Origin of the sequence: Pseudomonas sp. AN-B15, assembly GCF_019056475.1 — a bacterium.
GTDB classification, from domain to species: Bacteria; Pseudomonadota; Gammaproteobacteria; order Pseudomonadales; family Pseudomonadaceae; genus Aquipseudomonas; species Aquipseudomonas parakoreensis.
The window spans coordinates 1,704,703-1,721,745 of record NZ_CP049737.1; the positions used below are offsets into that span (position 1 = coordinate 1,704,703).

Below are 17,043 nucleotides of genomic sequence, written 5' to 3' on the forward strand. Positions count from 1 at the left end.
GTCGTAATTCATGCGCATTTCCACCGCCCAGTATTACGCGACGCAAGCTGCTCAATATCAGCGCAACTACAGCAAGACGGTCGCGACCGCCAACGAAGCGAGCAGCCTGCAGCGCATCAACACCGCTGCCGACGATCCGATCGGCGCCGGTCGTCTGCTCAAGCTGGGTCAGCAAAGTGCGATGCTCGACCAGTATCAGGGCAACATCGACACCACCAAGAGTGCGCTGACCGTGCAGGAGTCCACTCTGAACTCCATCACTACAGCTTTGCAGCGCGCCAAGGAAATCGGCCTGGCGGCCAACAACGGTATCGCCACCGACGATAACCGCAAGGCCTATGCGGCAGAACTGAGCCAGATCCAGCAACAAGTGCTGGGCCTGATGAACTCCAAGGATGCCAACGGCAACTATCTGTTCTCCGGTTCCAAGACCGATACCGCGCCGTACTCGCAAAACGTCGACGGCACCTACACCTACAACGGTGACCAGACCCAGATCAACCTGGGCATTGGCGACGGCATGTCGGTCGCGACCAACACCACCGGTTGGGATGCGTTCCAGCAGACCATCAACACCAGCCGTACGCAGACCAACATGACCGCTCCGGCGGTGGATGACGGTCGTGTGGTGCTGTCCAACGGTACGGTTGGCACCGCGGCGACCTACAACGCCAAGTTCACGGCGGGCCAGCCATACACCGTGGATTTCATCAGCAGCACGCAGTTGAAAATCACCGATGCCCTGGGCAACGACGTGACGTCCGAGGCCAGCCAGAACGGCCTGATCAGCAACAGCAATGGTGCCAACCAGACGGTCAGCTTCCGTGGCGTCGACATGAAGTTGAACATCAACCTCAAGGCCGGTGACACCAACCCGGACGCGGTAATCGCCGGTCACAGCTTCCAACTGTCGGCCACGCCTGACTCGTTCACCACCGCGCGCAGCCCGGGCAACCCGTCGACTGCCGTCATCACCGGCTCCAGCGTCACCAACCAGGCAGCCTACAGCGCAGCCTTCCCGTCGGGCGGCGGGGCAGTGCTGAAGTTCACCAGCGCCACCGATTTCGATCTGTACGCGGCACCTGTTACCGCCGACAGCAAGCCGGTGTCGTCGGGCACCATGGTCGGCGGTAACGCCACGGCCGCCGGTGTGACCTTCGCCATTGGCGGTACGCCGGGCGCGGGCGATCAGTTCTCGATCCAGTCCAACAACCACCAGACCCAGAACGTGCTCGACACCCTGGGCCAGATGGTCACGGCGCTGAACCTGCCGGTCGACGGTGATCCGGTGGTCAAACAGCAATTCCAGGGGGCCATGGAGTCGGCGTTGAGCAACATCGACAGCGCCTCCAACCAGATTGGCGCCGCCGTGACGTCGATCGGTGCGCGCGGTCAGTCGCTGGATGACCAGGACACCACCAACCAGAGCCTGATCCAGGCCAACACCACGACTCAGGGTTCGATCCGTGATTCGGATCCGGCCGAGGTGATGACCCGCCTGACGTTGCAACAGACCATGCTGCAAGCCTCGCAACTGGCGTTCAGCAAGATCAGTCAGTTGGGTCTGTTCAACAAGATCTGACGTTGGACGGGCGCCTCGGTGCCCGTTTGTCTCGTCCCTCAGTTAATGTTTTTTTGCGGTTTCATGGGCTCGCTTTACCGAGCGGGCTCGTACCGCCTGTGAGCCCGCCGTGAATTCACTTCCTCTCGTCAGTCTGGTCATTCCCGCCTTCAATCCGCGCTTCTTCGAGCGGACGTTGAACAGTGCGGTGAGCCAGACTTATGGCCAACTCGAAATCATCGTTTGCGACGACAGCCGCGGCAGCGAGATTGAAGCCATCGTTGCGGCGGTAGTCGAGCAGTCCGGCGTCGCCGTGCGTTACGTACGCAATCCGCGCACCCTGGGCATGGTCGGCAATCTCAAGGCCTGCCTGGAACAGGCGCAGGGCCAATTGGTCAAATTTCTGTGCGACGACGACCATCTCTACGCCGCCTGTGTTGAACAGCAAGCGCAGGAAATGGTGCGTGAGGAAGTCCGACTGGTGCTGGCTCAGCGTCTGTTCTGGGACGCTGACGACATCATTCTTCCGGCGCGTCTGGAAAACACTTCGCTGTCTCCGCTCAGTGGCTTGTTCAAGGGTGACGACCTGCTGGGTATCTTTGAAAAATTTCCGGTCAATGTGCTGGGTGGGTTCACCAATGCGCTGTTCCGCCGGGAAGATCTTGTCGAGTTGCTGCCGGCGTTGACTCAGGAAGGCCACTGTTTTGTGGCAACCCTGGATTTCGCGCTGTTCGTCTGTCTGATGCGGCGCGGCAATGTGGCGGTGTCCAACAATGTGCTCAGTGCCGAGCGTCTGTACCCGGAGCGCCTGAGCGCCCAGCAGTCGATGAAAGATGCGGTTGAAGTCGAGCGCGAGTGGATTCTGCAAATGCTCAAGGCGCGCAGCGGCGAATCTGCGCCTGCCCCGGGCTGGGTTCGCTACATCCCACTGACCAAGGTTGATGAGGCGCCACGGGTCTGGGAGGAGTTGCCCCTGAGCCGCACCCTGGGTACCAAGCAGAGTCGGCAGGAGTGGTGTGTCGGCATCGACAGCTGGAGTTTTGCCGAGCTTTACGCGCAATGGCTGGAGTGCCGGGTGCTCACCGAGGGCCAGCGCAAGTTGCTGCCGGAGACCCTGGCTGGCTGGTCGCATCAGCCGCGCATCGTACCGATCGTCATCGATCGCGACGGCAGTCGCGACGGCGTCGAGCGCACGCTGGAGGCGCTTGCCGCACAGGATTATCTGCCGGAACTGATTCTGGTGCTGTCCACTGCCTGTTCCGAGGCCGAGCTCGATGGTCGAGTGTTCCGCATGCCGTTGCAGGACGACGGACTGGAGCAGATCAATGCGTTGTTGCCGCAACTGGAAGGGGCCGACTGGTTCTACCTGTTGCAGGCCGGCGATCGTCCGGTGGTGCCGGCGTTGTTGATCATGGCCGAGCGCATCGCCCATTCTGCGGCGCTGACGTGTCTGTACAGCGATGAAGGCAGCCTGCGCAACGGCGAATCGGCGGAGCCTGCGTTCAAGCCGGATTTCAACCTCGACCTGCTGCGCAGTTACCCGTACGTCGGTCGCGCGCTGGCGTTCAAGCGCGAACGCTTTCTGGCGCTGGGCGGGTTCGCGGCGACGTTTGCCGAGTTGGCCCCCCACGACGTGCTGTGGCGCATGGTCGAAAGTGACGGTACGCAGGTGGTCGGACATGTCGCCGAAGTTCTGCTGCAATCGCCATTCGATCTGTCCGCCTGGCTCGCCGCTCCGGCGGTCATCGAGCAAAATCCGCGTGTACTCGAGGCCCATCTGCAGCGCTTGGGGATTGCCCATGAGATCCGCCGTGGCAGTTCCGAGCTGCTCAATCGTGTCGACTATCACCATGTCCGGCGTCCGCTGGTGTCGATCATTATTGTGACCAAGGATCAGACGGCTGCCTTGCAGCGCTGCGTCGAGACGCTGTTGGAGAAGACCGCTTACTCCGAGTACGAGTTGTTGCTGGTCGACAACGGCAGTGAAAGCCACGAGGCGCGGGCCTGGCTGGACGGCATGGCGCAGCTGGGCGGCGAGCGGATTCGTGTCCTGAACTACCCGCAGCAGGGCAACGCGGCGGCGCTGCATAATTTTGCGGTAGGGCAGGCGCGTGGTGAATACGTGCTGCTGCTCAATTCGTTTGCGGTAATTACCCAGGCCGACTGGCTCGACGAACTGCTCAATCATGCGCAGCGCCCGGAAGTCGGCGTGGTCGGCGCCAAGCTGTTCAATCCTGATGGGTGCGTGCTGCACGCGGGTCTGATACTTGGTCTGCAAGGTGCAGTGGGTTTGCCGTTCTATGGTCAGTCGTTGCATTCGGATGGTTACATGTTCCGGCTGCAAGCGGTCCATGACCTGAGTGCCGTCGGTGGCGATTGCCTGATGGTGCGCAAGGCGGTTTACGAGTCTGTCGCCGGTCTTGATGAGCAAGCGCTGAAACAGGCGCTGAATGTCGTGGATCTGTGCCTGCGGATTGGTCAGGAAGGATATCTGGTGGTGTGGACTCCTTATGCCTTGCTGGCGCTGGGCGCACGCCCCAGTGTCCAGGCGACGGCAGAAGAGGAGCAACTGCAGCTTCAGGAGCAGGAAACCTTCTATCAGCGCTGGTTGCCGCGCATTGCCCGTGATCCGGCCTTCAACGTCAATTTGTCGTTGCAGGGTGTCGGTGCGACGAGCTTCAGTCTGGAGCCGGGCCTGCGTACGGGCTGGAGTGCATTTTCCCGGGCGCAGTTGCCGAACGTGCTTGCCGTGCCGATCAACGCCTCGGCCATCGGTCACTACCGCATGAGCCAGCCGCTGATTGAACTGGAAGCGGCCAACCGCGCTGAAGGGCGGATTTGCTATGGCCTGCCGTCGATCATTGATATCGAGCGTCAGGCCCCGGACGTGATTGTTCTGCAAGGGCGTTATTCGCAAAGTGCCATCGATGAAATTCCGCCGCTGAAGAAGTTCTGCCACGCCCGGCGCATTTTTGAACTCGATGATTATGTGATCGACGTTCCCCATCGCAATGCGCATATTCGCAACATGCCCAATAAACAGGAAATGGCGCGGATGGTGCGCAGTGCGATCAACCTGTGTGATCGCGTGGTGGTATCGACCCAGCCACTGGCCAATGCGTTATCGGACATGCACCACGATATTCGCGTCGTCCCCAATATGCTCGCGCGCAACTTGTGGACTGACTTGCGCAGCCAGCGCCGCACGTCGAAAAAACCACGGGTCGGCTGGGGCGGGGGGACCAGTCACCACGGCGACCTGGCGGTGATCGCCGATGTTGTGCGTGAGCTGGCCAATGAAGTCGACTGGGTGTTCTTCGGCATGTGCCCGGATGATCTGCGTCCGTACATGCATGAATTCCACGGGGTAATCCCGTTGGAAGTGTACCCGGCCAAACTGGCAAGCCTGAATCTCGATCTGGCGCTGGCACCACTGGAATTCCACATCTTCAACGACTGCAAGAGCAACCTGCGTCTGCTGGAGTACGGCGCCTGCGGTTACCCGGTGATCTGCACCGATACCGAGGCCTATCGCGGCTACCTGCCGTGCACCCGGGTCAAGACTAACAGCACCGATGAATGGCTGCAGGCGATCCGCATGCACCTGGCCGATCCCGATGCGAGCTATCGCATGGGCGATGAACTGCGAGAAATCGTATTGCGCGACTACGTACTGCGGGGCGACAACCTGCGCTATTGGGAAAACGGCTGGCTGGCGGATTGACCGGCACTGCTGAAAAAGGCGACTTTCGAGTCGCCTTTTTTGCGTCTTCAATATCCTGTTCGTATCAGTATCGACACTTTTTTACCGCAGAGCCTCAAGCATAGCGCTTTTCCTGTCGATACTTCTCTATTCGCTGACCTCGGACGGTTGCTGCTGGCGTGATCGGCTTGTTACCGGGAGGCAGGTTTCCGGATTCAACAACAATGCAAGGAAGAAGCAAATGGCAGTGATTTATGGGACGAGTGAAGCCGATGTCATGAGCGGCAGTGAAGGCAACGACGAGCTCTTCGGACTGGAATCGGATGATCAGATCTGGGGGACTGCCGGAGCCGATCTGTTGGATGGTGGCGAGGGTTTTGATTCTGTGGATTATCGAATCATGTCTTCGGGCGTCAGCGTCGATATCCGCCAAGGGCTTGCCAGCGTCACGAAGGCAGATGGTTCCATTGACACGCTGGTTGCCATCGAAAAAGTGGTCGGCAGCTTCCTCGATGACACCCTTGCCAGTTCGGTTTCCGGCGTCACGCTGGAAGGCAGTGGCGGGGATGACGTTTACATCATCGGCAGTGAGGGCGTGACGATCATCGAAGACGAGCGCGGCGGCTACGACGAGTTGCGCACCAGCGTTAACATCCAGAAGATGGACCCGTTCCTCGACAAAATGACCTTCACCGGAACCGGCGACTTCAAGGGCTACGGCAATGCCGAGCACAACGTGATCATTGCCGGCGCCGGTGATGACTGGCTGTGGGGTGGCGACGGCGGCGATCAGTTCATTGGCGGCGAGGGCTTCGACACCGTCAGCTACACCGACAGCCTTGAAGGCGTCAGTATCGAGCTCTCGAGCATTTGGGGCGCCACTGGTATTGCATTCGGCGATACCTACTCGAGCATCGAGGCCGTGCAGGGTTCGAATTTCAACGATGTGATCTTTGCCGGCGCAAGCGCAATGGTCATGGACGGTGCCGATGGCTTTGACGCCGTCGATTACAGCCGTTCCAACGATGCGGTCAGCATCGAGTTTCGTGATGGCAAGGGCTTCGGTTCCGGCGGTTACGCCGAGGGCGACACCTTGATCAATGTGGAAAAGGTTGTCGGGACTAACCTGGACGATCACTTCACTGCCAACTCGGGCGGCGTGACCTTCGAAGGTGGCTGGGGCAGCGACGTCTACACGATCAACAGCGAGGGTGTGACCATCGTCGAGACAGAATCAGGCATGGGGTTTGACGAGCTGTACACCAGCCTGTCGGTCATGAAGATGGACCCGTTCATCGAGAAAATGACCTACACCGGTACAGCCGATTTCACCGGTTATGGCAATGATTCCGACAACTACATCTTCGGCGGCAGCGGCGATGACCTGTTCTACGGTGGCGCTGGACGGGATGTCTTCGTGGGCGGCGCGGGAACGGACATCGTCAGCTATGAGGACAGCGACACGGGTGTGGTGGCCACGCTGTGGAGAATCGGCCAGAACGGCACGGCTGACGGTGACACGCATTACGATGTCGAAGGCTTGCGTGGCAGTCATTTTAACGATGAGCTGGGTGCCAACAGGGAAGATACGATTCTGGAAGGCAGCAGTGGTGACGATACCCTGAACGGCAACGATGGCAACGATCATCTCTATGGCGGGCTGAAGTCCGGTCTCGACGGCGACGCGGCGCAGGCTGACAAATTGTTCGGCGGCAACGGCGATGACGTCATCGTTAGTGCTGCGAATGACCTGGGCACTGTGGCGGACGGTGGACAAGGCAGTGACACCATCACGGTCCACAACGGCAGTGCCTTTGGTGATGACGGTTTTGACGTGCTCACCGGCACCGGCAACAGTTATCTGTTGTCAGGTGGCAGTGGCAACGACGTGCTGAACCTCAATCTTCAGGGGCAGTCCGGTACTGGCGGCACCGCACTGGGCGGTATGGGTGACGATACCTACATTGTGAACAGCACCGGGCTGGTATCGATTCAGGACGAGGGCTGGGATCTCAACGACACCCTGATCCTGAACACCATCGCCAATATCAGCCAGTTGAACGTCACCCGCATCGGTGACGACGCCTATCTGCATGGTGCCAACGACGGCAGCGCCGGTGTGCCGGACAACGGCGTGAAACTGGCGGGATGGTACGCCGGGTTCAACAACATCGAGCACCTGCAGACTGCCGACGGCCAGGTCTACGACCTGCCGGCGACGGTTGATGGGTTCGCCATGTTCGGCTGATCACTGATCTGTTGATGCAACGCAAGGAAAGGGATGAATCCGCTGCTGGATTCATCCCTTTTTTCATGCCTCACGGCGCACGCGACGTAGCGTTCGCGGAGCTGGCGCGTTTCCTGCAAGTCCCCCTCAAATCGCCATAAAACGAGCGCTCGCGGTCATCGCAGCGGCGCCGCAGGCGGCAAAAGGGTTAGCCAGACGGCCCGCATCGCTCAACAAAGCCATGCGCAGCCCGGTGACGAACGAGAGGGGAGACGATGAAGGCAGTTATTTTGGCGGGTGGCCTCGGCACGCGCATCAGTGAAGAGTCGCACCTCAAGCCCAAGCCCATGATCGAGATCGGCGGCAAGCCAATTCTCTGGCACATCATGAAGCAGTATTCCGCCCACGGAATCCACGACTTCGTGATCTGCCTGGGCTACAAGGGCTATGCGATCAAGGACTTCTTCGCCAATTACTTCCTGCACACCTCCGACGTCACGTTCGACATGCGCAACAACCGCATGGACGTGCACCAGAACTACAGCGAGCCGTGGAGCGTCACCCTGATCGACACCGGCGAGGAAACCATGACCGGTGGTCGACTGCTGCGTGCCGGCCGTTACCTCAAGGATGAAGAGGCGTTCTGCTTCACCTACGGCGACGGCGTTTCCGACATCAACATTGCTCAACTCGTCGATTACCACAAAGCCCACGGTCGCCTGGCCACCGTCACTGCGGTGCAGCCGCCGGGACGTTACGGCGCCCTCGAGCGGCAAGGCGATCAGGTTCTGGGTTTCACCGAGAAACCGCGCGGCGACGGTGGCTGGATCAACGGCGGCTTCTTCGTGCTGTCGCCCAAAGTCCTGTCCTATATCGCTGGCGATGAAACCACTTGGGAAGCCGAGCCGCTGGCGCGTCTGGCTCAGGACGAACAGCTCAACGCCTTCGAACACGAAGGCTTCTGGCATCCGATGGACACCCTGCGCGACAAGAACCACCTCGAAGCGCTGTGGCAGAGCGGGGAGGCCCCATGGAAGCAATGGGCCTGAGCGCGGATTTCTGGCGCGGCAAGCGCGTACTGATTACCGGCCACACCGGTTTCAAAGGCAGTTGGCTGACCCTGTGGCTACAAAGTCTTGGTGCGCAAGTCAGCGGTTTTTCGCTGGATCCGTCGACCGAACCGAGCCTGTATGAACTGGCGCGGGTTCACGAAGGGATCAACGATCAGCGTGGCGATCTGCGCGATCTCGGCGCGCTGCTGGAAATCATCGCCGACACCGAACCGGAAATCGTCCTGCACCTGGCCGCGCAGCCACTGGTGCGTGAAGGTTATCGCGATCCGCTCGGCACTTACTCCAGCAACGTCATGGGCACGCTGAACCTGCTCGAAGCGATTCGTCAGGTCGGTTGCGTGCGCGCCTGCGTGCTGGTGACCACCGACAAGGTTTACGCCAACAAGGAATGGCTGTGGCCGTACCGCGAAGACGAAGCCCTCGGCGGGCACGATCCCTACAGCAGCAGCAAGGCTTGCTGCGAACTGTTGGCGCAGTCTTATGCCGCGTCGTTTTTCCCGGCCGACAAGTACGCCGAACACGGTCTCGCCTTGGCCACCGCGCGCGCCGGCAACGTACTGGGTGGCGGCGATTTTGCCCCTGAACGGCTGATTCCCGATGTACTGAAAGCCTGGACCGCAGACGAGCCGGTCACCCTGCGTTACCCGCAAGCCGTGCGCCCGTGGCAGCACGCGCTGGAACCGCTGGCCGGTTACCTGCAATTGGCTGCCGGCCTCTACGAGCAAGGCCCGGAATACGCCGGGGCGTGGAACTTCGGCCCGGGCGAGGCCGACATGTGCAGCGTCGGCGAAGTGGTCGAACTGCTCGCCAACCGCTGGCCACAGGCACGCGGTTTGCGCATCGAGAAAAGCGAACTGCACGAGGCTGGCCTGTTGCGTCTGGACAGCAGTCGCGCCCGTCAGGTGCTGGGCTGGCAGCCACGCTGGACCTTGCAGCAATGCCTGACCCAGACCCTCGACTGGCACCTGGCGTGGCAGAACGGTGACGACATGCGCAACGTCACTCTCGGCCAACTGAACCTGTACCGAGGCGCGCTGTGAACGAATTCTCCCTGAAGGCGTTGCCGCTGGCCGGGCTGTTCAGCGTCCAGCACAGACGCTTCGAAGATCAGCGCGGGCATTTCGCCCGGCTGTTCTGCGAAGGCAGCCTGAGTGCGTTCGGCCGCGAATTTCATATCCGCCAGATCAACCATTCCTGCACCCGTGAGAAGGGCAGTGTGCGTGGTCTGCATTATCAGAATGCCAATGCCCCGGAAGCCAAGCTGATCACCTGCCTGCGTGGTGAAGTGTGGGATGTGGCGGTGGATCTGCGTCCGGATTCCGAGACCTTTTTGCACTGGCACGCCGAGCATCTCAAGGCAGGCGACGGTCGCAGCCTGTTGATTCCGGCCGGGTTTGCTCACGGCTTCCAGACTCTGACGGAAGACGCCGAACTGCTTTACCTGCACAGCGCTGATTACGCGCCGGAGCACGAAGGCGGCTTGTCGGTGAATGATCCACGGCTGGCGATTGCCTGGCCGTTGCCTGTCAATAATTTGTCAGCGCGGGATTCCAGCCATCCCGCGCTTGATCAACACTTTGCCGGAGTGCGTCTATGAACTGCCGTGGGTGCGCCGCACCGCTGAGCCTGCCGCTGATCGACCTCGGCACCTCGCCACCGTCCAACGCCTACGTGCACGCCGAGCGCCTGGAACAGGCCGAGCAATGGGTGCCGCTGAAGGTTGCGGTGTGCCAGCAATGCTGGCTGGTGCAGACCGAGGATTACACCCGCGCCGACAGCCTCTTCGACGCCGAGTACGCCTACTTCAGTTCGTTCTCCAGCACCTGGCTAGCCCATGCCGAGCGTTATGTCGCTGAGATGGTCGAGCGCTTTGACCTGAACGCCGACAGCCGTGTGGTCGAAGTCGCCGCCAACGACGGTTACCTGCTGCAGTACGTCGCTGCTCGCGGCATTTCGTGTCTGGGTGTCGAGCCGACCCGCAGCACCGCGCAAGCGGCGCGGGAAAAGGGCCTGGAGATTCGTGAAGTGTTCTTCGGTCGCGACAGCGCTGCGCAACTGCACAGCGAAGGCTGGGGCGCCGACCTGATGGCCGCCAACAACGTGCTCGCGCATGTGCCGGACATCAATGATTTCCTCGGTGGTTTTGCCACGCTGCTCAAGCCGACCGGCGTCGCTACCTTCGAATTTCCGCAACTGCTGACGCTGATGGCCGGCGCGCAGTTCGACACGCTGTACCACGAACACTATTCCTATCTGTCGCTGACCGCCGTGCAGACTTTGTGTGAACGCAATGGTCTGGAAGTGTTCGATGTCAGTCAGTTGAGCACCCACGGTGGTTCGCTGCGGGTGTTCGTGCAGCGCCAGGACGGTGAGCGTCGTGCGGTGCAGCCAGCGGTGCAGCAACAGTTGCAGGCCGAACTGGATGCCGGGGTGAAAACCCCTGAGTACTACGCGACCCTCGCGCCGGCTGCCGAACGCATCAAACATGAACTGCTGCGCTTCCTGTTGCAGGCCAAGGCCGAGGGCAAGCGTGTGGTCGGTTATGGCGCGGCAGCCAAGGGCAACACCTTGCTCAACTACGCCGGGGTCAAACCGGATCTGCTGGCGTGGGTGGCCGATGCCAACCCGCACAAGCAGGGCAAGTTTTTGCCGGGCAGTCGTATTCCAATTGTCGCGCCGACGCAGATCGACAGCGAAAAACCGGACTACGTGCTGGTGTTGCCGTGGAACCTGCTGCACGAAGTCAGTCAGCAACTGGCGCAGGTGCGTCAGTGGGACGGGCGCTTCGTGATCGCCGTGCCTGAGATGAAAGTCCTGTGAAAGTCCTGGTCACCGGGGCCACGGGCTTCGTCGGTCGGCATCTGGTCGCGGCGTTGCTCGCGCGTGGCTGCGCCGTGCGCGCGGTGGCGCGCAATACAGATACGGCTGCGACCATGCCATGGATCAACCACGTCGAATTCGTCGCGGCGGATATTCATGCGGCGGAGCTGGACATTGCGGCGCTCACCGACGGCATCGACGTACTTGCCCATCTCGCCTGGCCGGGGTTGCCGAACTATCGGGCGCTGTTTCATTTCGAGCACAACCTGATGGCCGACTACCGCTTTATCAAAGACGCGGTCGAAGCGGGTGTGAAGCAAGTGCTGGTGACCGGCACCTGCTTCGAGTACGGCATGCAAAGCGGCCCGCTCAGCGAAAGCGTCGAGCCGCAGCCGAGCAATCCTTACGGGTTGGCCAAGCACACCTTGCACCTGTTTTTGCAGAACCTTGCGCAAGAACATCCGTTCACTTTGCAGTGGGCGCGCCTGTTCTATTTGCATGGCGAAGGGCAGAACCCCAACAGTCTGCTGGCAGCGCTGGATTGGGCGATCGATAGCGGCGACGCGTCATTCAACATGTCTGGCGGCGAGCAGCTGCGGGACTTTTTGCCGATCGCCAGCGCCGCCGATTACCTCGCCGCGATCGTCCATCAGCGCGATTTCAACGGCGTGATCAATTGCGCCAGTGGCCAACCGGTATCGGTGCGCGCACTGGTTGAACAACGTCTGCGCGAGCGCGGTGCGGCACTGAATCTGAACCTCGGCCATTACCCTTATCCGACCCATGAACCGATGGCGTTCTGGGCCGTGACCGAGCGTTTGCAACAGCTACTGGGAGAGCCGCAATGAGGCACGAGTTGTATCGGGTCACCGACCTGCCGGTATTGCAGAACCGCACCTTTGCCGACCCTGAGTCGGCAAAGGCTTCGGCCAGCGCCGACATGCTGCTGGTGCAGGATGAGCGCAGCGGCCTGATCTTCAACGCCGCGTTCGATGCCGACAAGCTCAGCTATGACGCCGACTATCAGAACGAACAGGCCCATTCGGGCCAGTTCCAGAAGCACCTGAGCGACGTCGAAGGCATCATCGCCAAACACTTCAAGGGCCGGGAGCTGATCGAAGTCGGCTGCGGCAAGGGCTACTTTCTTGAGCTGCTCAAGGGCCTCGGTTATTCGATCACCGGGATTGATCCGGCCTACGAAGGCGAAAACGCCGACGTAATCAAGGCGCCGTTCACCCGAGGTCTCGGCCTGGCCGCGGACGCCATCGTGCTGCGTCATGTGCTGGAACACATCGAAGACCCGGTCAGCTTCCTGTCGGTGATCGCCGAAGCCAACCAAGGCGGGCAGATCTACATCGAAGTGCCGTGCTTCGACTGGATCCTCGAGCACAAAGCGTGGTTCGACCTGTTCTACGAGCACGTCAATTATTTCCGCCTCGATGACCTGCGCCGGATGTTCGGCACCGTGCACGAGGCCGGCCACCTGTTTGGCGGCCAGTACCTGTACATCGTCGCCGACCTTTCGACGTTGCGCCTGACCCCGGAACAACCGGTGCCACGCCTGACGCTGCCGGACGGTTTCACGGCGAGCCTTGAGCGTGCAGTGCAGATCATCCAGTCCGCACCTGAACAGGGTTCGGCGATCTGGGGCGCGTCGTCCAAAGGCGTGATCTATTCGCTGTTCCTGCAGCGCGCGGGTGTCGCGGTGGATCGCGTGGTGGATATCAACCCCGCCAAGCAGGGACGTTATCTGCCACTGAGCGGCGCGCGGGTGTCCTCGCCGCAAGAGGCCATGGACGCCTTGCCCGAAGGCGCCAACCTGTTTGTGATGAACTCCAATTACCTCGAAGAAATCAAGCGGATGACCGGTGGACGTTACGTCTATCACGCCGTTGACAGCGCTTCGTTCCAGTGACCCTTGAGATTTTGAAAATGACCGACAACAGTATCAACAAAGCCTTCGAAGCCGAGTGCCGGGAACAGATCGCCCAGCAGGGTGACGACCAGAAACTGACTGGCCTGGCCCGTGATTTCTTCAACGAATCGGCCAAACACAAGTACAGCTATCACTTCTCGTGGATGGGCCGCCCGATCATCCAGCTGCCGCAGGACATGATGGCAATGCAGGAGATCATCTGGCAGGTCAAGCCGGATCTGGTCATCGAGTGCGGCATCGCCCACGGCGGTTCGATCATCTATTACGCCTCTCTGCTGGAGCTGCAAGGTCACGGCGAAGTGCTGGGCATCGACCTCGACATCCGCCCGCACAACCGTGAAGCGATCGAAAGCCACCCGATGGCCAAGCGCATCAAGATGATCGAAGGCTCGAGCATCGACCCGGCCATCGCTGCTCAGGTGCAGGCTGCGGCCAAGGGCAAGAAGGTCATTCTGGTGCTCGACTCCAACCACACCCACGACCACGTGCTCGAAGAGCTGCGCCTGTATGCGCCGCTGGTCTCGGTCGACAGCTACTGCGTGGTGATGGACACCGTGGTTGAAGACATGCCGGCCGATTTCTTCCCGGATCGCCCATGGGGCCCGGGCGACAACCCGAAAACCGCGGTGTGGAAATACCTGGAAGAAAACCAGGACTTCGAAATCGACCAGCAACTGCAAAACAAGCTGCTGATCACCGTGGCGCCGGACGGCTATCTGCGTCGCGTTCGTTAATTCGCAACATCACCAAAGCGTTATCTCGGCGAGTCGCCGGTTGTGGAGAGAAGTTATGCAAGGCAAGTACAGTTCTGAACTGGCGCTACCGCTCAACGAGCTGTTGACCGTGGTGCTGATTACTCACAATCGGCCGGCGTTCCTGCGTCGGGCGGTGAAGTATTACAGCAGCTTGCCCTGCCGGATCATGGTGCTCGACTCCACACCCGAGCGGCCGGAAGGGGACTTTTCCGCCGTCGATTACCATCACGTGCCGCAGTTCGCCTACTGGGGCATGCAGGCCAAACTGGCGTACGGTGTAGAGCGACTGACCACGCCGTACATGGTGCTGGCGGCTGACGACGATTTCATCCTGCATGATTCGCTGGCCGAGTCCGTCGGTTTCCTTCAGGCAAATCCGGACTATGGCATGTGCCACGGCTATTGCCTGATGTACCTGACGCTGTCGGGTGGAGTGAGCTATTACCGCCGCGACAAGAAAGTCCAGGAAGACTATGCGTCCGAGCGGGCTCAGGATCGGGTTATCGACTACATGAGTCAGTACATCCCGCCGTTCTATGCGGTGACCCGTACTGATCTGATGAAAACCTGGCACTCGGCATTGCCGGCGGGGACCAATTTCCAGTGGCAGGAAATCGGCCACGTGTACTTCCTGCTGGCGAGTGCCAAGGCGCGGATTCTGCCGATGCCCTATGTGGTGCGCGAGATCAACTATGGCAATTCCGAGCACAGCACCGAGGTGTATCACTCGCTGACCTATGTTGATGCCAAATCGGTCGCCGAGCGTGAAGCCTTTGCCGAGTTCCTTGCCTCACTGCCCACCGGCATCAAGGATCTTGATGCGCAACAGGGCAAGGCGTTTGCCCTGCAGAGCTTCGAGGCGATGGTCGACAGTCTGCAAAGCGGCAGGGCACTCACGGCGGAGCTGATTATCCAGTCCACCTGGAATCAGTCGCTCAAGAGGCCTGATCGGCGGTTCGGGCCTTTGCAGTACGTCGAGATGCCGTTCTACAACCAGCCATTTTTTGATCGTCTCGAACAGTTCGAATTCATGCTGCACGCCATGCCCGCCGGGCGCATTCAACTGCGGGACCTGGAGGGTGTGTGGACCCGTCAGGCGCACTTGCTGCAGGCGCGCAACAACGATACCCCGGAAAGTGTTCTGGATCGTTTGTGGCAGGCGCACGACCTGAATGCGTTCAACCGCACCGTGGTCAAGCGTCTGGCGCAACAGCTGGAACTGGCCGGCGAGGACGAAGAAGCGCAGAACATGCGCGACTGGAATGCTCGTCTCGATGCGTTGACGGTGGAAGACCATCATCAGGTATTCGACCAGACGCAGTCGGGTCGACTGCTCAAGTGGCTGGATTCGCGTCAGGCCGATGGCGCTCAGTTGGCATCGATTGCCGAGCACCTGTCGGTCAACGGCGGTGGCCCGCAGTTCGGCATTTTCCTGCTGGATCTGGACAACGACATCGACAAGTTGCAGGTCAGCCTCGACAGCTTGCTTGAAGGTCAATGCAAGGCTTTCAGAATTGTCGTGTTCACCACCGGCGAAGCACCGGCGGCTACCACGGCGCAGAACACTTTGCACTTTGTCCGGGTTACGCCGGCCAACCTGGTCGACAAACTCAATCAGAGTGCCAGTCAGTCGCCGTGCGACTGGGTGCTGCTGGCTGAGGCGGGCGATGAGTTCACCGCCAGTGGTTTGTTGCGCGCCAGTCTGGAGTTGATGTCCGCGGGCGATTGCCGTGCCGTTTCCACCGACGAGATCCAGCGCGGGGAGAAGGGCGCGCTGGTGGATGTGTTCCGTCCCGGCTTCAACCTCGATCTGCTCTTGAGCCTGCCGGGGCTGATGGCACGGCACTGGCTGGTGCGCCGTGACACGTTGGTCGAGGTGGGTGGCTACCGCGCCGATTTCAACAAGGCACTGGAATTTGACGTGCTGCTGCGCATCATCGAAGAGCACGGTTTGAACAGCCTGGCCCACCTCGACGAACCGCTGCTGATCACCGAAGCCGCGTCGCTGGAAGAAAACGCGCATGAGCGTCTGGCGCTGTTGCGCCACCTGGGCAATCGCGGCTACAAGGCCAAGGTCACCTCGGCGGTGCCGGGCATTTATCAGATCGATTACCACCACAGTGATCGTCCGCTGGTATCGATCGTGATTCCGGCCGGCGATGACCTGCCAGCCTTGCAACGCTGTCTCGAAGGGGTGCAGCTGCGCACCCGTTATCAGCATTACGAGATCCTGATCGCCACCACAGCCACGCAGTCGGCCCAGGTCAATGACTGGCTGGGTACTTACCAGCATCCGAAAGTCCAGGTGCTGCGTGCCGAGCAATCGCTGAGCGTACCGGCATTGCTCAACGCTGCCAGCCGCCAGGCGCAGGGCGAGTATCTGGTATTGCTCGCGGCCGACGCGGAAGTGGTCAACCCGAACTGGCTGGACTCGCTGCTCAACCATGCCCTGCGTCCGGAAATCGGCGTGGTCGGGCCGAAGCTGGTTGATCGCGATGGCAAAGTCAGCCAGGCCGGGCTGATCCTCGGTATGCATGGCGGGGTGGGGTCGGCGTTCGTCGGTGAAAAACATGATGCCGACGGCTATCTGTACCGGTTGTCGGTGGAGCAGAACTGCTCAGCGGTATCGAACGTGTGCCTGATGGTGCGCAAAGAACTGTTTGAAGCGCTGGGTGGTCTGGACGACAGCACATTCGGCGACGCTTTCAACGATGTCGATCTGTGTCTGAAAGCAGCTCAGGCCGGTTACCTCACGGTATGGACGCCATCGGTGCAGGTCCTGCATCAAGGCGCGATTGCCCAGGCACCCCGGGCACTGGCCGCGCTACAGGAAAAATGGGCCGCCGCGTTCGCTCAGGATCAGGCGTACAACGCCAACCTGAGCTTGAGCGGCAAAGGGTATGGTCTGAACGACAGTACGTCGCTGGACTGGTCGCAGTTACTCGCCTGAGCCGCGCCCAAGGAACGG

At 60.6% G+C, this 17,043-nt stretch carries 11 protein-coding genes; all 11 read left to right on the top strand.

Going from position 1 to position 17,043, the window contains the following annotated elements; translation table 11 throughout:
* The first annotated feature begins 10 nt into the window (after nucleotides 1–10).
* The 11 genes from GTQ41_RS07860 (at nucleotide 11) to GTQ41_RS07910 (ending at nucleotide 17,025) form a co-directional block, all read left to right on the top strand.
* The gene (locus tag GTQ41_RS07860; protein WP_047292481.1) at nucleotides 11–1,582 is read left to right on the top strand and encodes a flagellar hook-associated protein 3; all 1,572 of its coding nucleotides are present in this window, start codon (nucleotides 11–13) and stop codon (nucleotides 1,580–1,582) included.
* Nucleotides 1,583–1,691: 109 nt separating this feature from the next.
* Nucleotides 1,692–5,285 (top strand): glycosyltransferase, encoded by a 3,594-nt coding sequence (locus GTQ41_RS07865; RefSeq protein WP_047292483.1) that lies wholly within the window; start codon nucleotides 1,692–1,694, stop codon nucleotides 5,283–5,285.
* A 220-nt stretch (nucleotides 5,286–5,505) separates the two neighbouring features.
* Nucleotides 5,506–7,512, top strand: a complete 2,007-nt coding sequence (locus tag GTQ41_RS07870; RefSeq protein ID WP_047292485.1) for a calcium-binding protein — start codon at nucleotides 5,506–5,508, stop codon at nucleotides 7,510–7,512.
* Between the two features lie 254 nt (nucleotides 7,513–7,766).
* On the top strand, nucleotides 7,767–8,540 hold the full coding sequence (gene rfbF / locus GTQ41_RS07875; protein WP_047292487.1) for a glucose-1-phosphate cytidylyltransferase: 774 nt from the start codon (nucleotides 7,767–7,769) through the stop codon (nucleotides 8,538–8,540).
* Nucleotides 8,522–9,604, top strand: coding sequence for a CDP-glucose 4,6-dehydratase (rfbG, locus tag GTQ41_RS07880; protein WP_047292489.1), 1,083 nt, complete (start codon nucleotides 8,522–8,524; stop codon nucleotides 9,602–9,604). The genes rfbF and rfbG overlap by 19 nt, the downstream gene beginning before the upstream one ends.
* Nucleotides 9,601–10,161, top strand: coding sequence for a dTDP-4-dehydrorhamnose 3,5-epimerase family protein (locus GTQ41_RS07885; protein WP_047292492.1), 561 nt, complete (start codon nucleotides 9,601–9,603; stop codon nucleotides 10,159–10,161). Before rfbG ends, GTQ41_RS07885 begins: the two co-directional genes overlap by 4 nt.
* Nucleotides 10,158–11,384 (top strand): class I SAM-dependent methyltransferase, encoded by a 1,227-nt coding sequence (locus GTQ41_RS07890; RefSeq protein ID WP_047292494.1) that lies wholly within the window; start codon nucleotides 10,158–10,160, stop codon nucleotides 11,382–11,384. Before GTQ41_RS07885 ends, GTQ41_RS07890 begins: the two co-directional genes overlap by 4 nt.
* Nucleotides 11,381–12,232: an NAD(P)-dependent oxidoreductase gene (locus tag GTQ41_RS07895; protein WP_047292496.1), complete on the top strand. Its 852-nt coding sequence runs from the start codon at nucleotides 11,381–11,383 to the stop codon at nucleotides 12,230–12,232. Before GTQ41_RS07890 ends, GTQ41_RS07895 begins: the two co-directional genes overlap by 4 nt.
* On the top strand, nucleotides 12,229–13,299 hold the full coding sequence (locus GTQ41_RS07900) for a class I SAM-dependent methyltransferase (RefSeq protein ID WP_047292498.1): 1,071 nt from the start codon (nucleotides 12,229–12,231) through the stop codon (nucleotides 13,297–13,299). Before GTQ41_RS07895 ends, GTQ41_RS07900 begins: the two co-directional genes overlap by 4 nt.
* A 17-nt stretch (nucleotides 13,300–13,316) precedes the next feature.
* A complete protein-coding gene (locus GTQ41_RS07905) occupies nucleotides 13,317–14,054 on the top strand; it encodes a cephalosporin hydroxylase family protein (RefSeq protein WP_047292500.1) in 738 nt (245 codons plus the stop codon).
* Between the two features lie 55 nt (nucleotides 14,055–14,109).
* Nucleotides 14,110–17,025: a TIGR00180 family glycosyltransferase gene (locus tag GTQ41_RS07910; protein ID WP_047292503.1), complete on the top strand. Its 2,916-nt coding sequence runs from the start codon at nucleotides 14,110–14,112 to the stop codon at nucleotides 17,023–17,025.
* The last annotated feature ends 18 nt before the right edge of the window (nucleotides 17,026–17,043 follow it).

Bases quoted from the DNA above. Each gene is read 5' to 3' on its own strand.
- GTQ41_RS07900 (WP_047292498.1), top strand. From the start codon at position 12,229: ATGAGGCACGAGTTGTATCGGGTCACCGACCTGCCGGTATTGCAGAAC.
- rfbF (WP_047292487.1), top strand. From the start codon at position 7,767: ATGAAGGCAGTTATTTTGGCGGGTGGCCTCGGCACGCGCATCAGTGAA.
- GTQ41_RS07905 (WP_047292500.1), top strand. From the start codon at position 13,317: ATGACCGACAACAGTATCAACAAAGCCTTCGAAGCCGAGTGCCGGGAA.
- GTQ41_RS07870 (WP_047292485.1), top strand. From the start codon at position 5,506: ATGGCAGTGATTTATGGGACGAGTGAAGCCGATGTCATGAGCGGCAGT.
- GTQ41_RS07910 (WP_047292503.1), top strand. From the start codon at position 14,110: ATGCAAGGCAAGTACAGTTCTGAACTGGCGCTACCGCTCAACGAGCTG.
- GTQ41_RS07860 (WP_047292481.1), top strand. From the start codon at position 11: ATGCGCATTTCCACCGCCCAGTATTACGCGACGCAAGCTGCTCAATAT.
- rfbG (WP_047292489.1), top strand. From the start codon at position 8,522: ATGGAAGCAATGGGCCTGAGCGCGGATTTCTGGCGCGGCAAGCGCGTA.
- GTQ41_RS07890 (WP_047292494.1), top strand. From the start codon at position 10,158: ATGAACTGCCGTGGGTGCGCCGCACCGCTGAGCCTGCCGCTGATCGAC.